Raw genomic sequence first — 20,094 nt, 5'->3', positions numbered from 1 at the left:
ATACAAACTTAGTCTAGATTTTCTTGTTTTTTGAGTACTAATGCCGGAATTAAAGACAGAATAAAGCCGAGAACGAGACTAAAAACTAATCCAAAGATTACTTGCATGGATGGTGTGGAAAATTTCTTTCCCATTTCCATTTGAGCATCTATTTGTTCGGTTGTCATTTTAGTTGTTTCCATAAGCTGATTACGTTGAAACTCCATGGCTTTGTTCATCATTTCCGGATCTATAACATTGACCATGATTTGATTGAAGATTATTCCGATGATGCCTCCAATAAGGCAAACGCCAACTCCGATTTTTAAGCCCTGTCCAAAGGACATAAATCCGTTATTGGCCTTCCGGAATTGAATCATGGCAAAAAGAAGTGCCGCCAAACTAAGAGCGATACTGATTAACATAACAGCTATACCACCTTGGTAGTGCATATCCGCAGTGTAAAGCATAAAGGCAAAAATTATACTTACTCCACCCAATAATAATCCGTAATTAAGGGCGTACTTACCTGTTTTAGGTTGATTTTCTTCCATCTTTATAGTTTTAAGGTTGATTACTGATAATTGGTATTCCTTTGAGTAATTTTGTTACAATTAAAGCTACAATAATTTTATGACGTTTTTTACCCATTTAAATTGTCAATTTCCATTATTTAACTAAATTTGCAGCCTGAAAAAGAGTGCCCGTTGGAATGGGCGCATTAAAGTCCAGTACAATGAAAAAAGGAATACACCCAGAAAATTATAGATTAGTTGCCTTTAAGGACATGTCCAATGAGGAGGTTTTTTTAACGAAATCCACTGCCGATACAAAGGAGACATTGGAAGTAGATGGTGTTGAATACCCACTTGTGAAATTGGAGATTTCAAGAACCTCTCATCCCTTTTATACCGGGAAAGCTAAATTTTTGGATACTGCAGGACGTATCGATAAGTTCAAGAACAAATACGACAAGTTCAAGAAAAAACCTGCTCCTGTTGCAGAAGAGGCATCTAAGGATGAGGCTAAGGCCAGCGAGGAGAAAGAATAGACTGCATTTAGCAGATAATAAATACCATACGCCTCTGATACTTAGTATCGGAGGCGTTTTTTGTTAATTTCGCAAAAAAATATCTTCATGAACTATATTCTTTTTGATGGACCAATGCGCAATAATTTGCTGCCATTTACCTTTACAAGGCCCGTAGCGGAGATACGGGTTGGTATCATGACGATAAGGGAGAAATGGGAAGCGTACTTGAAAAGAGGATGTACTTTCCATACGGAGGAGTATTTAAGTAAAAAGTATTCCCTTACACTTACTCAGGACAATATCTTTATAGATAGCTCCTTTTTGCCTACAAAAAAGGTAGTTGCCAAAATTAAAGAATTGGATTTTGGGCAAGCGTTGGCTCAAGAAGATACCATCATTGCTTATAGAAGTAGTTCAGTAGTTGAGGATGTTGATTTAGTGTCCATGAATTCAATTATATTTGAGGGAAAGATTATTAGGATTGCTCATACTTGGGATATCTTTTCTAAGAATGAGGAAGTCTTACAGGCCGATTTTGATTTTATTACTGAAGGAAGGAAAAGTCAACCCATTTCCAAAACGAACAATTTAATCTGTCCTGAGCGTATATTCTTAGAAGAAGGCGCTAAGGTAGAATATAGTATACTCAACGCCACGGACGGACCTATTTATATAGGAAAAAACGCTGAAATTTGGGAAGGAAGCCTTATAAGGGGAGGTTTGGCCCTTTGTGAAAAAGCCATCATAAAGATGGGTGGTAAATTATACGGCTCCACTACTATCGGCCCACATAGTAAAGTATGTGGAGAGGTAAGTAATTCGGTTATTTTCGGCTATTCCAGTAAGGGTCATGAGGGATATTTAGGAAACGCGGTGTTGGGAGAGTGGTGTAATATTGGAGCGGACTCCAACAACTCCAATCTAAAGAACAATTATGCCAAAGTGCGATTATGGAATTATGCGACGGAGAAATTTGAGCATACGGGATTACAATTTTGCGGTTTAATGATGGGTGATCACAGTAAAACCGCTATCAATACTATGTTCAATACAGGAACGGTTATTGGGGTCAACTCCAATATTTATGTTCCGGGTTTTCCCAGAAATTTCGTACCCAGTTTTAGTTGGGGAGGTGCCTCAGGGTTTTCTACTTACATGCCTAATAAGGCTTTTGAAGCCGCAGAGGTAATGATGGCAAGAAGGGGAGTGGAGTTCAATCAGACAGAAGCGGATATATTGAACCATGTATTTGAACTGACCAAAAAATGGCGTAATTACTAAGGATTTTAAAGTGATGAAAAAGAAAGTGGCTTTTTATACGCTCGGTTGCAAGCTCAATTTTTCGGAGACTTCTACGATCGCACGAAGTTTCGTTGACGAGGGATTTGACCGTGTTGATTTTTCCGAAAAGGCCGATATGTATGTCATCAATACATGCTCTGTAACGGATAATGCGGATAAGAAATTCAAAACAATCGTTAAACAGGCCCAAAAAGCTAATTCGGAAGCCTTTATAGCCGCCGTTGGCTGTTATGCGCAATTAAAACCTGAAGAACTGGCCGCTGTGGATGGCGTAGATTTAGTCTTAGGAGCAACAGAAAAGTTCAAGATTACCGACTATATCAACGACTTGAGCAAAAACGATTTTGGCGAAGTGCACTCTTGCGAAATTGAGGATGCCGATTTTTACGTAGGTAGTTATGCTATTGGTGATAGAACACGGGCCTTTTTAAAGGTTCAGGATGGCTGTGACTACAAGTGCACCTATTGTACCATTCCACTGGCACGCGGTATATCACGAAGCGATAAACTTCAGAATGTTCTTAAAAATGCGTCGGATATTGCCGCCCAAGGAATTAAAGAAATAGTGTTGACCGGGGTAAACATCGGGGATTATGGAAAAGGGGAATTCGGAAATAAAAAGCATGAACACACATTCCTTGATTTGGTAAAAGCTTTGGACGAAGTCGACGGAATCCATCGGCTAAGAATATCCTCCATCGAGCCTAATTTATTAAAGAATGAAACGATTGATTTTGTTGCTCATAGCAAGTCTTTCGTGCCTCATTTTCATATCCCCTTGCAAAGTGGAAGTGACACGTTGCTCAAATTAATGAAACGACGTTATTTGACAGGGCTTTACACGGAACGTATTGAAAAAATAAAAAAGACAATACCAGATTGCTGTATCGGTGTGGATGTAATAGTGGGTTTTCCGGGAGAAACCGAAGAGCATTTTCTGGAAACCTATAATTATTTGAACCAGTTGGATATTTCCTACCTACACGTGTTCACCTACTCCGAGCGGGACAATACAGAGGCCGTAAAAATGGATGGGGTAGTACCTAAGAAAATTAGAAACAAGAGAAGCAGGATGTTAAGAGGCTTGTCTGTTAAAAAACGAAGGGCATTTTATGAAAGTCAATTAGGTAACGACGTGGAAGTTCTCTTTGAAAGCGAGAACAAAAACGGCTACATTCAAGGATTTACGGAAAACTATATCAAAGTAAGAACCCCGTGGAATCCATTTTTAATAAACACGGTTCACAGAGTAACGCTAAAGGATATTGCCGAGGACGGACTGGTTAAAATAGAATTTTGCAAAGCTGAAATAGAAGTATAAAAAAACCTCTCGGGAAGAGAGGTTTGTCTTTTAGATTCTGATGCCTACTGGCAACATTTCCTTGTACTGTCTGTTCTTTCTCAAAAACCCTGCAATATGAGGGCTGGTTGGTACCACACGTAAGTTTTTTTCCTGAATGTGGTGAAGAACGGATTTGATGAAATTCTCTTTAAAACCTTCCTTGGTGATTTCTTCAGGTACTACAAGTTTAGTTAAGAAGACTTTCCTTTCTTGAGAAGAATACTCGATTTTGGCTAAATGACCATCCACAGTTGTTTCAAATTGACGCAAGAAAGCATTGTCCTTAATAATAACATCGTTCATATAGTTGATTTTAGTGTTGGTTTAAGACAAAAAAATTACGATGTTCCCAAAATCGTAATTAATAGATAATCCGCCTAAAAGTATAAGGACATAATTTGTCAAAATATTCGCTAGACGAATAGCAAAAGTACTAAAAAATTACATATTTTCCTAGTTTTTATACACTTCCCTATAAATGAAAGATGATAAAATCCACGTCTATTTAATGCCAGGTATGGCGGCTAGCAGTACCATTTTTGAGTACCTGAGCTTACCCTCCGAGCGCTTTGAGCTACATGTGCTTGACTGGATATTACCAGGAGAACTAGATGATTTGAAGCAATATGCCGAAAAAATGTGTAAAAAGGTGGTTCACCGTAATCCTGTTTTAATCGGGGTTTCTTTTGGGGGCGTATTGGTTCAGGAAATGGCGAAATTAATACCCGTACGGAAAATTATTATTGTTTCCAGCATCAAAACGAAATCCGAGTTACCAAAAAAAATGCTTTTTGCGCGGTACACGAATATCCATAAATTACTGCCCACGGGGTTAATTAATAATGTAGAATTACTGGCAAAATACGCCTTTGGGGAAACGGTAACCAAAAGATTGGCCTTATATGAAAAGTACTTATCCGTTAGGGATAAATACTATATAGATTGGTGTATTCACCAAATGGTGCATTGGGAACAAACTGAATATGCTGAAAACTTAATTCACATTCATGGTGTTAAGGATACCGTATTCCCCATCTCCAACATAAAAGAATGCTTACAGGTTGGGAATGGTACCCATACAATGATAATTCATAGGGCCAAATGGTTTAATGAACACCTCCCTGCAATTATTTTGGAATAAGACTGTTGTATTAATACCTTTGGATAGTAAGAACTTAAAAATAAAAATGTTGTGGAATTTTATATTCATCAATATTTGATAAAAAATATATAGAGAAAGGATGAAAACTATTAAGAACATTTTAATGCTATTGGGAGTACTATTTGTAATCAGTACTTTGGTTTTTGCGGTTCAAGGAACCGATGCTAAGATGGAAACCGTTCAAAAAGTGGTGAACGATAGTATAGAAAAAAATGTGGCGAAGGAATACCGTATATCATCCATTGATATTCCGGAAGATTTAAATTTTGCAGGTGAAAAAGTGCCATTGGAAGATCCTGAGATTATGGAACGTGTAGACCGCGAGTTCTTGGTAAACACCTACTGGCAATCCAATGCACTATTACTCATGAAGCGGGCGCACAAGTATTTCCCTATTATAGAGCCTATTCTGGCCAAGAACGGAATCCCGGATGATTTTAAATACTTGGCGGTAGCCGAAAGTGGACTTACGAACGTAGTATCGCATGCAGGTGCCACTGGTTTTTGGCAGATAATGAAGGAAACTGGAAGGGAATATGGGTTGGAGGTAAATTCTAACGTGGACGAACGGTACCACCTAGAGAAATCAACTGAAGTAGCTTGTGAATATCTAAATAAGTGGAAATCAAGATATGGTAGTTGGACGTTGACAGCAGCGGCCTACAATGCGGGTCCAGGTGCCATTAATAAGTATATGGGAATTCAACAGGTAGACGATTATTATGATTTACTATTGGGCGATGAGACAGGGAGGTATGTCTTCAGAATCATGGCTATTAAAGAGATATTGTCAAATCCTGGTAAATATGGATTTCAGATAGACAAGGAGGACATGTATAATTCCGTACCGACCTTTAATGTAGAGATTGACGAGCCTGTATCAAGTTTCGCCGATTTTGCCCAGAAATACGAAATCAACTACAAAATATTGAAGCGACACAACCCTTGGTTGCGTGAGCCGTATTTAAACAATAATTCTAGAAAAAAGTACACGATAGAAATACCCAACAAAGGCTATTATAAAGACTCTAAATAATCGCTAGATTTTTTTCATCTGTTGCTGCATCATTTTTATCTGTTCGGTCAGCATATTGTTCTTGTCCAGTTTTTTTGCCTCGTTAAGAAGCATAGTGGCTTCCCTTTTTCTACGCTTTTGCATGGCTATACCTGCCAAGCTCAATTTAGCCATAGCAATATCGTAATCCATGGTGAGGCCAAGCTTCAACGCTTTTTTAAAATACTTTTCTGCCGTGGTAAGGTTGGTCTGCGAAAATATTATTCCGTGTAGGTAATTGTAATAACCTTGTTGCTTTTGTGTCAAAGCAGCCTTCGGATTCTTAATTTTATTCAACCACTTCTGAGTGCCTGCCAAATCTTGCTTCCGCATTCTCAAAAAAGCTAAAAGAATCATCTCGTTTCTAAAGTAGAGAAAAATGAAAATCAGGGATAGTAGTATTAGGAAAACTCCGTTTCCTATATATCCTTCTATAAATTGGTAAACGGCATAGGCAATAATCAATCCCGCAATCACCAGTTTAATATTTTTATTGAACATAATTGAAAATTTTAAATGAAGGATTTCAAATCCCTACATGTGTATCAGATGGCTAAGATTATGGCACTGTAACGTCGTACACCTAGCAAAATCGATTCGGGCAAAATTAGGCAAAACGTAGGTTTTGAGGTGTACGGATTTCTAAAAATATTTTTTTTGATAAGACTTGTGAAAGAAAAAACTCTTTGTATATTTGCGCCCAGAATTTGCGAAGGGATTCGTGGGTTTCATAATAATAAAAAGGATTAGAAAATGCCCGGACAAAAAAGAACATATCAGCCATCAAAGCGTAAAAGAAGGAATAAACATGGGTTTAGGGAACGCATGGCATCCGTAAACGGAAGAAAAGTTCTTGCGAGGAGAAGAGCAAAAGGAAGAAAAAAACTATCTGTATCCTCTGAGACAAGACACAAAAAATAAATGATTATACTTTTTAAAATATTAAGGTGTTACTTTTCCGAAAGTAGCACCTTTTTTTATCCATTAACTAAACATACGACACTAGAAAATGCCGAAAAGAAAAGATTTAAATTCGATTTTAATAATAGGTTCAGGCCCTATTATTATTGGTCAAGCCTGTGAGTTCGATTACGCTGGTTCTCAATCCCTACGTTCCCTTCGAGAAGATGGTATAGAGACTATTCTCATCAATAGTAACCCGGCAACCATAATGACAGATCCATCCATGGCGGATCATGTTTACCTAAAACCATTGACCACAAAGTCGATTATTGAAATCTTAAAGGAACACCCACAGATTGATGCCGTATTGCCGACCATGGGCGGGCAGACCGCTCTAAACCTCTGTATAGAAGCCGATAAAAAAGGAATCTGGGAAGATTTTGGTGTGCAAATGATTGGGGTGGATATTGATGCGATAAATATTACCGAGGATAGAGAGAAATTCCGGGAACTAATGTTGAAAATAGGGGTTGGAATGGCTCCGCAGGCCACCGCAACGTCGTTTTTGCAAGGAAAGGAAATTGCACAAGAATTCGGTTTTCCATTAGTAATCCGAGCTTCTTACACCCTTGGAGGAGCAGGTGCATCAATCGTTTATAAGCCGGAAGACTTTGATGAATTGTTAAGTCATGGATTGGAGATTTCGCCGATACATGAAGTGATGATCGACAAAGCCTTGATGGGATGGAAGGAATATGAACTGGAATTGCTCCGCGACAAGAACGATAACGTTGTTATTATTTGTGCTATTGAGAACATGGACCCCATGGGAATCCATACAGGGGACTCCATTACGGTTGCCCCGGCAATGACCTTATCGGATAGAACCTATCAGAAAATGAGAGATATGGCGATACATATGATGCGTAGTATCGGGGACTTTGAGGGCGGTTGTAACGTACAGTTTGCTGTGAGTCCGGATGAGAAGGAAGATATCATTGCCATTGAAATTAACCCTAGGGTCTCAAGATCGTCGGCTTTGGCGTCAAAAGCTACCGGTTATCCCATTGCGAAAGTAGCAACAAAACTCGCTATAGGGTATTCTTTGGACGAATTGGAAAATCAGATTACAAAATCCACTTCGGCTTTGTTCGAGCCAACTTTGGATTACGTAATTGTTAAAATACCACGATGGAACTTTGATAAATTTGAGGGTTCCAATAGAACTTTGGGTCTACAAATGAAATCAGTGGGAGAGGTAATGGGCATAGGCCGTTCCTTTCAAGAGGCCTTGCACAAGGCAACCCAGTCATTGGAAATTAAAAGAAACGGACTTGGCGCCGATGGAAAAGGTTATAAGGATTACGACCAGATTATTAGTAAGTTGACCATTCCTAGTTGGGACAGAGTCTTCGTCATATATGATGCTATTCAAATGGGAATCCCATTAAGTCGTATCCATGATATCACCAAAATTGATATGTGGTTCCTCAAACAATATGAGGAGCTCTATCAATTGGAAAAGGAAATATCCAAATATACCATCGCAACGTTGACCAAAGATTTGTTGTTGGAAGCAAAACAGAAAGGCTTTGCGGACCGTCAGATAGCACATATGTTGGATTGTTACGAGAGTGAAGTATACAACAAAAGAACGGAGCTAAAAATTAATCGCGTCTATAAGTTAGTGGATACTTGTGCTGCCGAATTCAAGGCCATGACCCCTTATTACTATTCTACTTTTGAAGCGGAGATTGAAAAACCCGATGGTACAAGGTATGTTGAAAACGACAGTGTGGTCACCGATAAGAAAAAAATCGTAGTATTAGGTTCGGGACCCAACCGGATAGGGCAGGGGATAGAATTTGATTACTGCTGTGTACATGGGGTTCTTGCTGCCGCTGAATGTGGTTATGAGACTATCATGATCAATTGTAACCCGGAAACGGTTTCAACCGACTTTGATACGGCTGACAAACTGTATTTTGAACCGGTATTCTGGGAACATATCTACGACATCATTCGTCATGAAAAGCCAGAGGGTGTTATCGTCCAATTAGGTGGACAGACGGCACTAAAACTTGCGGAAAAACTATCTAAATACGGGATTAAGATTATCGGGACCAGTTTCGAATCACTAGACTTGGCAGAAGATCGAGGTAGCTTCTCGGAACTTTTAAAAGAAAACAATATTCCTTATCCACAATTTGGAGTCGCAGAGACAGCTGATGAGGCACTGCAGTTGGCCGATGAGTTGAATTTCCCACTATTGGTTAGACCTTCTTATGTATTGGGCGGTCAGGGAATGAAAATTGTCATTAACAAGGAGGAGCTAGAGGAACATGTTGTGGATTTGTTGCGAAAGATACCTAATAACAAACTCTTGTTAGACCACTATTTAGATGGTGCCATAGAAGCGGAGGCCGATGCCATTTGTGACGGAAAGGATGTTTACATTATTGGCATCATGGAACATATTGAACCTTGTGGCATACACTCAGGGGACTCGAATGCCACCTTACCTCCCTTTAACTTGGGAGAGTTTGTGATGCAACAGATTAAGGACCACACCAAGAAGATTGCTTTGGCCTTAAATACAGTGGGACTGATTAATATACAATTCGCCATTAAGGACGATATGGTTTATATTATTGAGGCGAATCCTCGTGCTTCCCGTACCGTTCCGTTTATCGCAAAAGCCTATAAAGAACCTTATGTGAATTATGCTACCAAAGTAATGTTGGGCGAGAAAAAAGTCAAAGATTTCGATTTTAAGCCGGAGTTGGAAGGTTTCGCCATCAAACAACCGGTTTTTTCATTCAATAAATTTCCTAACGTAAATAAGAACCTTGGACCTGAAATGAAGAGTACAGGCGAGAGTATCTTATTTATAGATAGCCTTAAGGATGATGAGTTTTACAACCTGTACGCTCGTAGAAAAATGTATTTGAGTAAGTAATTTCAAATCACATTATAAAAAAATAAGCTCTTGATTCTTCAAGGGCTTATTTTTTATTAATAACGAATCCATTTAGACTTTTACGACAACGTAGCCTCTTCTGGTTTTGGTATAATGCTTACCGTTCCAGAAATAGTAGCGTTTACCTTTAATCTTGACAACCTTATAATTGGCTGGCCTTTTTTGCACAACAACTACTTTTGTTGGGGCTTTAGTTCTTACACGCGTTGCACATGAAGCAAGACCACACATAAAAACAACAAGAAGTAAAATAAGGGACTTTTTCATAATCTTAAATTTTATGTTTAAAATAGGACGATGAAAACTAGAAAAGGTTTAGTTAAACCATACCGCATACCTTTTTCTTCTCAGTTCTAGGGCAAGGGTTTCTTCCATTTTAAGAGCTTCAGCCCTAGTAGGAAAAGGTTCGATATGGTTATAGAGACTACCGCGTAGATATAGTCCGTATTTCTTTACAATGCTTGAGGAAAGATTATGGCCCTTTATATTTCTATAACCTGTTTTATGCTGTTTAAAACGTATTGCTGGGGTTTTGCTGGTCATGCCCACGTACAGGCATTCCAAAACACCGTTAAATTGTGGGTTAGCTTCACGAAATTTTCTATCTTCTGAGAAAACCTTTTTGGATAATTCAATTACGTAGACGCTGTATTTTGTTTGGGGCACGGATTAACCTATTTCAAGATAAAAATTTTACTTCCTTGAATCGCTAATTTCAATACCTTCTGTAGTGAACGAAAAAGCTTGCGCTCCCAATCCACCTACCATTACCGCTTGAAAAAGAGGTGTTATTGGTCTTTTCGCATACCAATCAATTAGAAAATTAGCGCCACTACCTCCAGAGGTATCCTGTTGCTCAATTACATAATCTATAGATTCCATTGGGCGTAGATAAATACTCTGGTCTAAATAGCTTCGGACTAAATCACCTTCAGTATTATAATAATCGATTTTACTTATGAAAAGACTGTCTTTTGGGCTCGTATTCCGAATACTTAGGGTTGCTGTAAGTAGCGTTCGTGAGTCCCTTGTCTGATTGTAGATATCCGAATAAATGGGCACATATACCTCCCGTATCAAGGTATCCACGGAGGCAATATTAATTTCTCTATTTAGCGTATGTTCGTCCAGTACTTCTACGGGTTGTTCCCTGGCCTCAGTTTGCTTACAAGAATTACTTAGCAAGAAGAAAAAGCTGCTTAAAAAAAGATATGATATTTTCAATTTTTTCATTTTCATGATTAATCTTCCCATTCCGTATGAAAAACTCCTTCTTTGTCCAAACGCTCATACGTGTGTGATCCAAAATAATCCCGCTGTGCCTGTATGAGGTTAAGTGGAAGTCTAGCAGAGGTATACGCGTCAAAATAGGTGAGGGAGTTGGAAAGCCCTGGTAGCGGTATTCCATTTGTCGCTCCGTATGCCACCAATTCCCTTGCAGAAGAAACGGTACTTTGCACTTTTTTGACGAACGTTGGGGATACAAGCAGGTTCGGTAAATTTTTATCCCCTTGGAATGCTTTGGTAATATCGGCTAAAAGTCCTGCTCTAATGATGCAGCCTGCCCGCCAGATTTTAGCTATTTGTGCAATCTCCAATTGATAGTTGTATTCTTTGGAAGCATCCGCTAGTTGATGTAGACCTTGGGCATAGGTAACAATAAAGGAAAAGTATAAGGCTTCCTCCGCAAGTTTTTCAAGTTTCACCTTCTCCATGGGTGATACTTTTGGTCTGTCATATATTTTATCGGCTGCGATCCGCTCCTCTTTAAGTGCGGAAATTTCCCGCATACTTACCGCAATATCAATTGAGGGAACCGGAATACCAAGGTCCATGGCATTTTGACTGGTCCATTTACCCGTGCCTTTTTGTTTTGCTTTATCAGAAATCTGGTCTAAAAGTCCAATTTTACTTAAGTTAAGTTCATCCTTTTGAATAAAAATTTTAGATGTAATCTCTACTAGGAAAGATTGAAGTCGACCGGCATTCCATTTCGTATAAGTGGCATGTAGTTCTTCATTGGTAAAACTTCCTCCTTTTTTAAGTACGTCATAAATTTCAGAAGTCAACTGCATCAAACCATATTCGATACCGTTATGTACCATTTTGACGTAATTGCCCGCTGATTTTGGCCCTAAATAGGCAACGCAAGGTTCTCCATTAAATTTAGCCGATACAGCTTCAAAAATAGGCTTAATGTGGGCATAGGCACTTTTTGAGCCTCCAGGCATAATACTTGGTCCTCGACGCGCACCTTTAGCCCCTCCAGACACACCGGCACCAAAAAAGCTGATACCACGAGTTTCTAAATATGCCTCCCTGCGATCTGTATCGGTAAAGAAGGAATTTCCTCCATCGATGATGATGTCTCCCTTATCCAAGTGGGGTAAGAGTCCTTCTATAACTGAATCTACTACCTTCCCTGCAGGAACCAACAACATGATTTTTCTAGGAGTTTTCAACGCATTTACAAAGGTTTTGGCACTAGTAGAAGCATTTACCTTCTCAACGTCTCCACCTTCTTTTATCAAGGCGTCAACCTTTTCATTGTCCAAATCGTTCCCAAAGGCAGTAAAACCATTATCCGCGACGTTCAATATAAAATTTCGTCCCATAACACCTAACCCTACTAATCCAAAATCATATTTTTGCTCCATACTATGTTGCTTTATCTAAGTAAAAATCTCTTCAATCAAAAATAAACGAAAATATCCATACACATCATTTTCTTACCGTAAAGTCATTGTTATTACATATTCTTTTCGATACTTTTATAGCTAAATCCTATAATACCGAATGAAGAAAACTGAAAATCAAATGCTGGTCATTTTTGGAGCTTCCGGAGACCTTACTGCCCGTAAACTAATACCTGCAATTCTAAATTTGGCACAAGGTGGACATTTGCCCAACAATTTCGTAGTCTTGGGTGCAAGTAGGAGCGAGTGGACCGATGAACAGTTCAGAAAAAGTGTAATCACTGAAAGCAGACATTTGGGAGATGAATTGAAGAACAATCACAAAAAATTGATATCAGATTTTTGCAATCGACTCTTTTATCATGAGTTGGGTAGTGACCAAGACGCTGATTATGGACCTTTAAAGAAGAGGATTGATGAACTAAACAAGACTTATAAAACTGACAATAACTATATTTTTTATTTGTCGGTTCCTCCATCTGCACATGAGTTGATTTCCAAGAACCTTCACGAACAAAATTTGGATGATGAATCAGACGGTTGGAAACGTTTGATTGTAGAAAAGCCATTTGGGTACAGCTTGGAGACGGCCAAGAACCTGAACAATATTTTGCAACAATATTTTAAGGAGTCACAAATCTTTAGGATAGACCATTATTTAGGGAAAGAAACGGTTCAGAACCTTTTGGTCACCCGTTTTGCCAACAGCATTTTTGAGCCGCTATGGAACCGAAATTATATTCACCATGTTGAAATAACCAACGCCGAAAGCGGTGGTGTAGAAAAGCGTGGGGGATATTACGATAAATCGGGTGCCCTCCGTGATATGTTCCAGAGCCATTTGTTACAGATTGTTGCACTAGTTATTATGGAACCTCCTTTAAGCGCTGATGCAGAAGAAATTAGGAATGAAAAGCTTAAGGCATTAAAATCGCTACGACTAATGACCGACCCTGAAACACTTCATAAGAGTACCATAAGAGCACAGTATGTTTCCTCGGTGATTGATGGGAAAAAGGTGAAGGGTTATCGTGAGGAGGAGGATGTTGACTTAAATTCCATGACGGAAACGTACGCCGCTATTAAATTCTATGTAGACAACTGGCGTTGGGCTGATGTTCCATTTTATGTGCGAACTGCCAAAAGAATGCCTACGAAGGTGACGGAAGTTGTCATACATTTTAAGACTCCGCACCATCAAATATTTAAGGATTCCGGGATGAATAGTAAGGACAATAAATTGATAATCCGTATTCAACCAGATGAAGGCGTTTTAATAAAATTTGGAGTTAAAGTACCAGGTCAAGGATTTAAAGTAGAACGCGCTAATTTGGATTTCTACTATTCGAGTTTAGTTGAAAACCACGTGATGGAGGCATATGAGCGTTTATTGCTGGATGCTATGCAAGGAGATGCCACTCTATATGCACGAGCTGACGAGGTTGAGGCTGCATGGGCTTTTGTAGACCCTATTCTAGAGTATTGGAAAAATTCGGATGCCAAAATGTACGGCTATTCTGCTGGCGTATGGGGACCCAAAAATGCAGATGACCTTATTGAGGGCTTAGGCATGTGGCGTAACCCGAGTGAAAATTTAGCAGATGATCCTGGATTTTGTGTGATTTGCTAATGACCTCTCAGAGATATATGATGTCCTGTTGATGGATGTCGTGACTTACCAATTTATTAAATCATAAATGGAATTAAAAATATATAGTAATAAACAAGAAGTAGCAAAAGAGTTTTCCACGTACTTTGCGGAATTTGTCTCCGACAAAGACACGGTGCATATCGCTTTATCCGGTGGAAGTACTCCAAAAATAGTTTTTGATACCCTCGCTTCGGATTTTGCCGATAAAATTGAATGGGAGAAAATTAATTTCTATTGGGGTGATGAGCGGTGCGTTCTGCCCACCGATGAAGAAAGCAATTACAAAATGACGGTGGACCATTTGTTCTCCAAAATTGAGGTTCCTGAAGAAAATATCCATAGGATTTTGGGAGAAAACAACCCCACTGGCGAGGCTATGCGCTATGCCAATCTTTTAGAAATAAATTTGGATAGGGTTGATGGCATACCACAATTTGATTTGGTAATCTTAGGTATGGGTGACGACGGGCACACCGCTTCCATATTTCCTCATGAAATCGAACTATGGGATGCCCCGGACCATTGTGTGGTAGCCACACATCCTGATACCGGTCAGAAAAGGGTTTCTATCAATGGCAACGTTATCAATAAGGCTAAGGGGGTTGTTTTCTTAGTTACCGGAGAAAGTAAAGAAGATAAGGTGGCCGAGATTATCAACAAAACGGGGAATCATGAGTCATATCCCGCTAGTCTCGTAGCCCCAGAATCCGGTCATTTAATCTGGTTTCTGGATAAAAGTGCAGCCAGGGGTATTGCTAAAGATTAATTTTGCAGTTTTCTGATTTTAAGGTCTCTATAAACTCTTCAACGTCAAAATTGCTTTCATCGAACTTAGTATCTCTTTTAAAAGCGGATTCTTTGCGATACTTACTTCTTGCAAAACGCCTAACACCTTGCTTATCGGTAACTAAAAGTCCGGGGACTGGAACACTCTGGCCATTTTCGTCTTTTGCCACCATGGTAAAGTAGGAAGAATTACAGTGTTTTTTCTGGCCTGTCGTTATATTTTCCGCATCCACACGAACACCTATTACCATAGAGGTCCTACCCGTGAAATTAACGGATGCCCGCAAGGTGATCAATTCTCCAACATCTATTGGATTTAAAAAATCTACTCGATTAACGGAGGCCGTTACGCAGTATCTTCTGGAATGTTTGGAAGCGCAGGCAAAGGCAATCTGGTCCATTAAATTCAAAATATGTCCACCATGGACCTTACCCCCAAAATTAGAATGGGAAGGCAGCATTAGCTCCGTTATGGAAACACGAGATTCTTTTACACTTTTAAACTCCTCCATCAATTTCTAAAATGTGGTGACTGCTCTTGTTCTACTTTAGTAATGAAATATTTGGTGTCACCCAGCCAAAAGAAGGTAAAGAAACGTTCCGTGTAACTTACTTTCACGTAACGCCCTTGGTATTCCTGTAATTTATCTATGACCTCTTGGTCTTTGTCCAAAACGGAAAAAGCGAAAATCTGTGCACCCGATATGCCTTGGCTAATTTCACCTTCCCAAGTTTTTACGATGATTCCTTTTTTACTGATTTTGATTAATTCTCCGGAGCGGACACCTTCACTATAGGGCACAAAGTAATTAAAGGCGTAAAAGAGAGCAAAGAGCAATAGGACTCCGCCGATAAAAAGGAATAGTATTTTTTTCATTTTATAATTTTAGTTTGGGTTCTTCCTCTTCAAAATCATCTTCCCTGGCGCGTTTTAGTATAGGTTCTGGAATAGATTTTTTGGCTTTTGCCCCCATTTTTTTAAGCTTCTGTATGCTAGTAATAATATTTCCACGGCCTTCCACCAATTTATTCATGGCACCTTTATACTCCTCCTTGGCATCGTCCATTTTTTTGCCAACTTTGGTCAAATCGCCCACAAACCCTTCGAATTTGTCATACAAAGCGCCTGCCTGCCGTGCAATCTCAATGGCGTTGCGCTGCTGTTTCTCGTTGTTCCACATACTATCAATGGTTCTTAGAGTTGCCAACAGGGTAGATGGGGTAACGATGACGATATTCTGCTCAAAGGCTTTATTATAAAGTGAATTATCATTGTTTATCGCAATGGCAAAAGCCGGTTCTATAGGAATGAACATCAATACGAAATCTGGACTTTCCATTTCGTAGAGATCTTCATATTTTTTTGCGGATAATTGGTCTACATGCCTTCTAAGCGAGTTAATGTGGTCTTTAAGGTATTTCTCTTGCAGTTCTTCCTCGGCATTAACATAGCGCTCATAATCGGTTAAGGACACCTTAGAATCTACGATCATTTTTTTACCGTCCGGCAGGTTAATGATAACATCCGGTAATACGCGTGAACCGTCTTCCCTGGTAAAACTTTGTTGTACGGTATACTCCCGGTCTTTTTCAAGCCCTGACTTTTCTAATACCCGTTCCAACACCAGTTCTCCCCAATTCCCCTGCATTTTGCTATCGCCTTTAAGTGCCTTTGTCAAATTCTCCGCTTCTTGGGTTATTTTCAAGTTCTGGGTCTGCAGGTTCAGCAGTTGTTCTTTGAGCGCGGAGTGAATACTGATGTTTTCTTTCTGACTTTCTTCTACCTTTTTCTCAAATAGTTGGATCTTCTCGTTTAATGGGGTCAGAATGTTTCTTATGTTCTTTTCGTTTCGTTCTGTGAATTTTAAACTTTTTTCCTCTAAAATCTTATTGGCCAGGTTTTCAAATTCCTTGGTGAATTTCTCCTGTAGCTTTTCTACTTCATCTTTCTGTTCCTGGTTTTTGAGTTGAAGGTTTTCTAAATCGGCTTGGTAACGCACAATTTGGTTTCCAAGCTGTTCTTTCTCACTTTGCAACTGTACTTTGTGCTCCTCGGTGTCCCTTAAACGTTGTTCTAAAACGGTAAGATTGTTATGCATTTGTTGCTCACGTTCTTCCAAGGCACTCTGGCTGGACTTTGTCTTAAGGTTCTGTATATAATTTCCTAGAAAATAGCCGATTGCAAGAAAAACTAGGGCAACGATAATATAGAGTAAGGTCTCGTTCATGTGGTACGCTAAATCAATAGTAAAGATACAGGTTTGGGTTCGAAATTATAATCAGGTTCGTTTCAATTTATAAACATGCTCCATTAGGTGGGTGTCTTGAAAACAAAACTACTTATTTGTTAATCTTAAAGGTTCCGTTCACTGCATCGAACATTACGGTATCCGAGGGAAAAAGACGCTCAAAAGCTTTGTTTTCAATAAGAGCACATGGGTCTTCAAAAGGATTCGTATAACCATCCATAATCAATATTTTATCACATAACTGTATGGCCATTTCTATTTCATGACTCGTAAATAGAATGGTCTTACGGGTCACATGGGCTATGGATTTCAAAAGCTTAAAAATTTGAACTTTATGGTAGAGGTCAAGATGTGTAGTGGGTTCATCCAATAATATGATATCCGTATCCTGTGCCAATGCTCTCGCAATTAATACTCGTTGCATTTGTCCATCGCTTAATTCATAACACTTTTTATCAATTAGGGCAGAGAGCTCTAGCAGTTGAATAGCTTCATTGATCTTTAGTAAATCCTGGGCTGAAAGATTGTCTAGCCAATTGGTATACGGTTGCCTTCCCAGGGCTATTAGCTCTCTAACATTTAGATTTTTTGAGGCAATAGGCTCCGTTAGAACTACGCTAATTTTAGATGCAAGTTTAAGAGGAGGGAATACTTCCAAGCTCTTATCGCTAATCTTGATAGACCCCGAAATTTTAGGCTGGAAATTACCCAAGGTTCTCAATAGGGTAGATTTGCCAATACCGTTTACGCCCACTATGGCCGATAATTCTCCTTTCCGAAGCTCAAAATTAATATTGTCACATACGGAAATGAAGTTATATCCAATGGATAAGTTATTTACGGCTAGGGCGATTTTTTGTTCTTCTGTTTTAATTCGTAATTTTTTAAAATACCATTTTTCTCTTTCGAAGCAAAAGCCAAATTACAACTGGAGCACCAAGAATACTGGTGATTGCATTTATTGGCAGCACGTTAACCGAGCCTGGCAATTGGGCTACTACATCACAAAGTAACAAAATAATACCTCCGTAGATTAGTACGGCGGGCAAAAGTATCTTATGGTTGGTGGTATCAAAAATTTGTCGGGTGAGATGTGGCACCGCTAAACCTATAAAAGCAATCGGACCCGCGAAAGCGGTTATACTTCCTGATAACAATCCTGTAGCGATAATGATAATGTAACGTGATTTTTTTAGGTTGATGCCCAGACTTTTCGCATAATTTTCCCCGAGCAAATAACCATTAAGGGGTTTTACTGAAATAATGCTGAGCAAGGTTCCGATACACACAAAACAAAACAAGAGCGTCAATTGCCCCCAGGAAAGATTTCCGACACTACCGAAGGACCAATAAAGATACTGCTGAAGCCTTTCTGCATTGCTAAAGTAGGCAAGTACGCTTACGATGGCCGCGGTGATACTTCCAAACATAAGGCCGATGATGAGCAAGGCCATAGTATCCTTTATTTTTATAGCTACAATTATTACGGCCAACAGGACAAGAAAACTACCCGCGCTAGAGGCGACTACCAGCGCTATATCGTTGACAACACTATAAGTTGCCAATCCAGAAAATAGGGAAGCTCCCATAATTAAAATAGCCGCCCCCAAACTGGCTCCTGAACTTATTCCCAAAACAAAAGGTCCGGCCAACGGGTTCCTAAAAAGGGTCTGCATTAAGAGTCCACTTAATCCTAACCCACCACCAACTAGAATAGCGGTACATGCTTTTGGAATGCGGTAATTCCATATGATATATTCCAGGGAAGAATTTTCTAGATTTCCACCAAAAATCACGTGCAAGGTATCTGACAAGGAAATGGAAACGGAACCTAGGCTAAGATTTAGAATGAAGCATACTATCAGCAAGCAAACTAGGAATAGAAATGAAAAACGATATGTTTTAGGTTTCTCCAATTATTTTAAAGGTTTGAAAAAGTAGAGTTGATGCTCTGGTAATAATTCTGGATGAAAAATGTGTATGAGATCTTTTAACACTAAATCCGGTCTTTGTGGTGCCAACTCGTAATACAGTACCCCTCCTGTTGCTCCAAGGGTTCTGGAAAATGTATAGATATTTTTATTTTTAAAAGCACCAAACTCCTGATAATGTGGGCTGGCATCTTGCATTTCTTCATACGAAGTAAACTGGGCTGGAGCTACCCAAAAATCTGCGTTCGCTGCCTTTTTCAAAACCCCTTCCCATCCTAGTGATAAACTGCCGGATTCTAAAGTGTCTTGCCACAGATATTTCCCATTGGCATCCTTTATAAACTGGGCCGCCCAACTTTTTCCACCGGGAAGGTACCAAACATCTTTGTACATGGCACCACTTAAGACTTTTGGGGTATTGGTAGCCTGTTTTGCCAATTCTTTTGCCGATAGGTATTCGTTTTCTATCTCTTCGAAAATTGCCTGTGCCTCTTTTTCTTTTTGAAAAAATGGAGCGAAAAACTTTATCCATTCGGCCTTGCCTAAAGGTGTCGCTTCGGTCCAATCGCCATTATATACGACCGGAATTTTTGAGCGGGAAATAGTTTCGTAGGCTGAATTCTGCGAATTGATTCCAAAACCCACCACTAGTTCTGGTTTGAGCGCAATCACTATTTCCGTATTTATCGTTTCATTGCTGCCAAGTTCTTTGATTATACCAGCATCAATTTGCCTGCGTGCGGCCTCTGAGGATATATATTGGGTATCAGGAAACCCGGATAATTTATCTAGAACACCCAAAGCCTCTAGAGCCGAAATGTGAGTAGTAGAGGTCACTACCACATTTTCTACTGGAACTGCAATGATGGCGTCGTACTCGTCCTTGTTCAAGGTTATCGAGGCCATTTTGTCCTTAGGTATTAAGGCATAGGTAAAGATTGACTCGGAATTGGGCCAAGGAGAAGAAATCTCAATTATGGTAATGCCGGAAGCTGATTGCTTTATCGTGAACCCATCTGCGTAGTC

The 20,094-nt window shown here is 39.4% G+C and carries 22 protein-coding genes; 9 read left to right on the top strand and 13 right to left on the bottom strand.

Translation table 11 applies throughout. The annotated features are described in order from the left end of the window. Window positions 1-8 precede the first annotated feature (8 nt). Window positions 9-533 carry a DUF4199 domain-containing protein gene (locus tag N8A89_RS00420; RefSeq protein ID WP_281540466.1) on the bottom strand — a complete coding sequence of 175 codons (525 nt, stop codon included), beginning with the start codon at window positions 531-533 and terminating at the stop codon, window positions 9-11. A gap of 182 nt (window positions 534-715) precedes the next feature. On the opposite strand from N8A89_RS00420, the gene N8A89_RS00415 reads away from it, so the two are divergent. From N8A89_RS00415 to mtaB, 3 genes are all read left to right on the top strand, one after another. Beyond that, window positions 716-1,030 carry a type B 50S ribosomal protein L31 gene (locus N8A89_RS00415; protein ID WP_281540465.1) on the top strand — a complete coding sequence of 105 codons (315 nt, stop codon included), beginning with the start codon at window positions 716-718 and terminating at the stop codon, window positions 1,028-1,030. A gap of 87 nt (window positions 1,031-1,117) precedes the next feature. Next, entirely contained in the window at window positions 1,118-2,293 is a 1,176-nt protein-coding gene (locus N8A89_RS00410; RefSeq protein WP_281540464.1) for a GlmU family protein, read from the top strand. A 13-nt stretch (window positions 2,294-2,306) separates the two neighbouring features. Continuing rightward, entirely contained in the window at window positions 2,307-3,635 is a 1,329-nt protein-coding gene (mtaB, locus tag N8A89_RS00405; RefSeq protein WP_281540463.1) for a tRNA (N(6)-L-threonylcarbamoyladenosine(37)-C(2))-methylthiotransferase MtaB, read from the top strand. A gap of 30 nt (window positions 3,636-3,665) precedes the next feature. On the opposite strand, the gene N8A89_RS00400 is transcribed toward mtaB, so the two are convergent. Continuing rightward, a complete protein-coding gene (locus tag N8A89_RS00400; protein WP_281540462.1) occupies window positions 3,666-3,959 on the bottom strand; it encodes a GNAT family N-acetyltransferase in 294 nt (97 codons plus the stop codon). Between the two features lie 175 nt (window positions 3,960-4,134). Between N8A89_RS00400 and N8A89_RS00395 the strand changes: the two genes are divergently transcribed. Further along, window positions 4,135-4,797, top strand: coding sequence for an alpha/beta hydrolase family protein (locus N8A89_RS00395; protein WP_281540461.1), 663 nt, complete (start codon window positions 4,135-4,137; stop codon window positions 4,795-4,797). Window positions 4,798-4,897: 100 nt separating this feature from the next. Continuing rightward, entirely contained in the window at window positions 4,898-5,854 is a 957-nt protein-coding gene (locus N8A89_RS00390) for a lytic transglycosylase domain-containing protein (RefSeq protein ID WP_281540460.1), read from the top strand. Between the two features lie 3 nt (window positions 5,855-5,857). Here the strand turns inward: N8A89_RS00390 and N8A89_RS00385 are convergent, their stop codons facing one another. Beyond that, on the bottom strand, window positions 5,858-6,373 hold the full coding sequence (locus tag N8A89_RS00385) for a DUF2892 domain-containing protein (protein ID WP_281540459.1): 516 nt from the start codon (window positions 6,371-6,373) through the stop codon (window positions 5,858-5,860). Between the two features lie 252 nt (window positions 6,374-6,625). Between N8A89_RS00385 and rpmH the strand changes: the two genes are divergently transcribed. Both rpmH and carB read left to right on the top strand, forming a co-directional pair. Continuing rightward, window positions 6,626-6,793, top strand: coding sequence for a 50S ribosomal protein L34 (rpmH, locus tag N8A89_RS00380; protein WP_281540458.1), 168 nt, complete (start codon window positions 6,626-6,628; stop codon window positions 6,791-6,793). A gap of 88 nt (window positions 6,794-6,881) precedes the next feature. After that, the gene (carB, locus tag N8A89_RS00375) at window positions 6,882-9,734 is read left to right on the top strand and encodes a carbamoyl-phosphate synthase large subunit (RefSeq protein ID WP_281540457.1); all 2,853 of its coding nucleotides are present in this window, start codon (window positions 6,882-6,884) and stop codon (window positions 9,732-9,734) included. A gap of 72 nt (window positions 9,735-9,806) precedes the next feature. Here the strand turns inward: carB and N8A89_RS00370 are convergent, their stop codons facing one another. From N8A89_RS00370 to gndA, 4 genes are read right to left on the bottom strand one after another with little or no spacing between them, the layout of a single operon-like run. Beyond that, a complete protein-coding gene (locus tag N8A89_RS00370) occupies window positions 9,807-10,022 on the bottom strand; it encodes a DUF6515 family protein (RefSeq protein WP_281540456.1) in 216 nt (71 codons plus the stop codon). 48 nt (window positions 10,023-10,070) lie between these two features. After that, window positions 10,071-10,421 (bottom strand): ribose-5-phosphate isomerase, encoded by a 351-nt coding sequence (locus N8A89_RS00365; protein WP_281540455.1) that lies wholly within the window; start codon window positions 10,419-10,421, stop codon window positions 10,071-10,073. A gap of 27 nt (window positions 10,422-10,448) precedes the next feature. Next, window positions 10,449-10,988, bottom strand: coding sequence for a DUF3124 domain-containing protein (locus tag N8A89_RS00360; protein ID WP_281540454.1), 540 nt, complete (start codon window positions 10,986-10,988; stop codon window positions 10,449-10,451). An 8-nt stretch (window positions 10,989-10,996) separates the two neighbouring features. Further along, window positions 10,997-12,412 carry an NADP-dependent phosphogluconate dehydrogenase gene (gndA, locus tag N8A89_RS00355; RefSeq protein WP_281540453.1) on the bottom strand — a complete coding sequence of 472 codons (1,416 nt, stop codon included), beginning with the start codon at window positions 12,410-12,412 and terminating at the stop codon, window positions 10,997-10,999. A 139-nt stretch (window positions 12,413-12,551) separates the two neighbouring features. Between gndA and zwf the strand changes: the two genes are divergently transcribed. Further along, the gene (gene zwf / locus N8A89_RS00350) at window positions 12,552-14,081 is read left to right on the top strand and encodes a glucose-6-phosphate dehydrogenase (protein ID WP_281540452.1); all 1,530 of its coding nucleotides are present in this window, start codon (window positions 12,552-12,554) and stop codon (window positions 14,079-14,081) included. A gap of 67 nt (window positions 14,082-14,148) precedes the next feature. Further along, complete coding sequence (pgl, locus tag N8A89_RS00345; protein ID WP_281540451.1) at window positions 14,149-14,868, top strand: 6-phosphogluconolactonase; 720 nt, start codon at window positions 14,149-14,151, stop codon at window positions 14,866-14,868. Here pgl and N8A89_RS00340 read toward each other — a convergent pair. From N8A89_RS00340 to N8A89_RS00315, 6 genes are all read right to left on the bottom strand, one after another. Beyond that, on the bottom strand, window positions 14,858-15,400 hold the full coding sequence (locus N8A89_RS00340) for an acyl-CoA thioesterase (protein ID WP_281540450.1): 543 nt from the start codon (window positions 15,398-15,400) through the stop codon (window positions 14,858-14,860). The genes pgl and N8A89_RS00340 overlap by 11 nt on opposite strands. Continuing rightward, window positions 15,400-15,765 (bottom strand): 6-phosphogluconate dehydrogenase, encoded by a 366-nt coding sequence (locus N8A89_RS00335; RefSeq protein WP_281540449.1) that lies wholly within the window; start codon window positions 15,763-15,765, stop codon window positions 15,400-15,402. The genes N8A89_RS00340 and N8A89_RS00335 overlap by 1 nt, the downstream gene beginning before the upstream one ends. Before the next feature lies 1 nt (window position 15,766). Next, window positions 15,767-17,116, bottom strand: a complete 1,350-nt coding sequence (locus tag N8A89_RS00330) for a DNA recombination protein RmuC (RefSeq protein WP_281540448.1) — start codon at window positions 17,114-17,116, stop codon at window positions 15,767-15,769. 112 nt (window positions 17,117-17,228) lie between these two features. Then, on the bottom strand, window positions 17,229-17,930 hold the full coding sequence (locus N8A89_RS00325; RefSeq protein ID WP_347343964.1) for an ABC transporter ATP-binding protein: 702 nt from the start codon (window positions 17,928-17,930) through the stop codon (window positions 17,229-17,231). Window positions 17,931-18,021: 91 nt separating this feature from the next. Then, entirely contained in the window at window positions 18,022-19,053 is a 1,032-nt protein-coding gene (locus tag N8A89_RS00320) for a FecCD family ABC transporter permease (RefSeq protein WP_281540447.1), read from the bottom strand. Beyond that, the gene (locus tag N8A89_RS00315; RefSeq protein ID WP_347343944.1) at window positions 19,054-19,974 is read right to left on the bottom strand and encodes an ABC transporter substrate-binding protein; all 921 of its coding nucleotides are present in this window, start codon (window positions 19,972-19,974) and stop codon (window positions 19,054-19,056) included. Window positions 19,975-20,094 lie beyond the last annotated feature (120 nt).

This window comes from Maribacter aestuarii, from assembly GCF_027474845.2.
Classification (GTDB): domain Bacteria; phylum Bacteroidota; class Bacteroidia; order Flavobacteriales; family Flavobacteriaceae; genus Maribacter; species Maribacter aestuarii.
The sequence above is the reverse complement of the archived record's forward strand: the minus strand, read 5'-3'. Positions and strand labels throughout refer to the sequence as shown.

Coding starts and splice junctions, on each gene's coding strand:
- N8A89_RS00420 (WP_281540466.1), bottom strand. CDS start 533: ATGGAAGAAAATCAACCTAAAACAGGTAAGTACGCCCTTAATTACGGA.
- N8A89_RS00415 (WP_281540465.1), top strand. CDS start 716: ATGAAAAAAGGAATACACCCAGAAAATTATAGATTAGTTGCCTTTAAG.
- N8A89_RS00410 (WP_281540464.1), top strand. CDS start 1,118: ATGAACTATATTCTTTTTGATGGACCAATGCGCAATAATTTGCTGCCA.
- mtaB (WP_281540463.1), top strand. CDS start 2,307: ATGAAAAAGAAAGTGGCTTTTTATACGCTCGGTTGCAAGCTCAATTTT.
- N8A89_RS00400 (WP_281540462.1), bottom strand. CDS start 3,959: ATGAACGATGTTATTATTAAGGACAATGCTTTCTTGCGTCAATTTGAA.
- N8A89_RS00395 (WP_281540461.1), top strand. CDS start 4,135: ATGAAAGATGATAAAATCCACGTCTATTTAATGCCAGGTATGGCGGCT.
- N8A89_RS00390 (WP_281540460.1), top strand. CDS start 4,898: ATGAAAACTATTAAGAACATTTTAATGCTATTGGGAGTACTATTTGTA.
- N8A89_RS00385 (WP_281540459.1), bottom strand. CDS start 6,373: ATGTTCAATAAAAATATTAAACTGGTGATTGCGGGATTGATTATTGCC.
- rpmH (WP_281540458.1), top strand. CDS start 6,626: ATGCCCGGACAAAAAAGAACATATCAGCCATCAAAGCGTAAAAGAAGG.
- carB (WP_281540457.1), top strand. CDS start 6,882: ATGCCGAAAAGAAAAGATTTAAATTCGATTTTAATAATAGGTTCAGGC.
- N8A89_RS00370 (WP_281540456.1), bottom strand. CDS start 10,022: ATGAAAAAGTCCCTTATTTTACTTCTTGTTGTTTTTATGTGTGGTCTT.
- N8A89_RS00360 (WP_281540454.1), bottom strand. CDS start 10,988: ATGAAAAAATTGAAAATATCATATCTTTTTTTAAGCAGCTTTTTCTTC.
- gndA (WP_281540453.1), bottom strand. CDS start 12,412: ATGGAGCAAAAATATGATTTTGGATTAGTAGGGTTAGGTGTTATGGGA.
- zwf (WP_281540452.1), top strand. CDS start 12,552: ATGAAGAAAACTGAAAATCAAATGCTGGTCATTTTTGGAGCTTCCGGA.
- pgl (WP_281540451.1), top strand. CDS start 14,149: ATGGAATTAAAAATATATAGTAATAAACAAGAAGTAGCAAAAGAGTTT.
- N8A89_RS00340 (WP_281540450.1), bottom strand. CDS start 15,400: ATGGAGGAGTTTAAAAGTGTAAAAGAATCTCGTGTTTCCATAACGGAG.
- N8A89_RS00335 (WP_281540449.1), bottom strand. CDS start 15,765: ATGAAAAAAATACTATTCCTTTTTATCGGCGGAGTCCTATTGCTCTTT.
- N8A89_RS00330 (WP_281540448.1), bottom strand. CDS start 17,116: ATGAACGAGACCTTACTCTATATTATCGTTGCCCTAGTTTTTCTTGCA.
- N8A89_RS00315 (WP_347343944.1), bottom strand. CDS start 19,974: ATGGCCTCGATAACCTTGAACAAGGACGAGTACGACGCCATCATTGCA.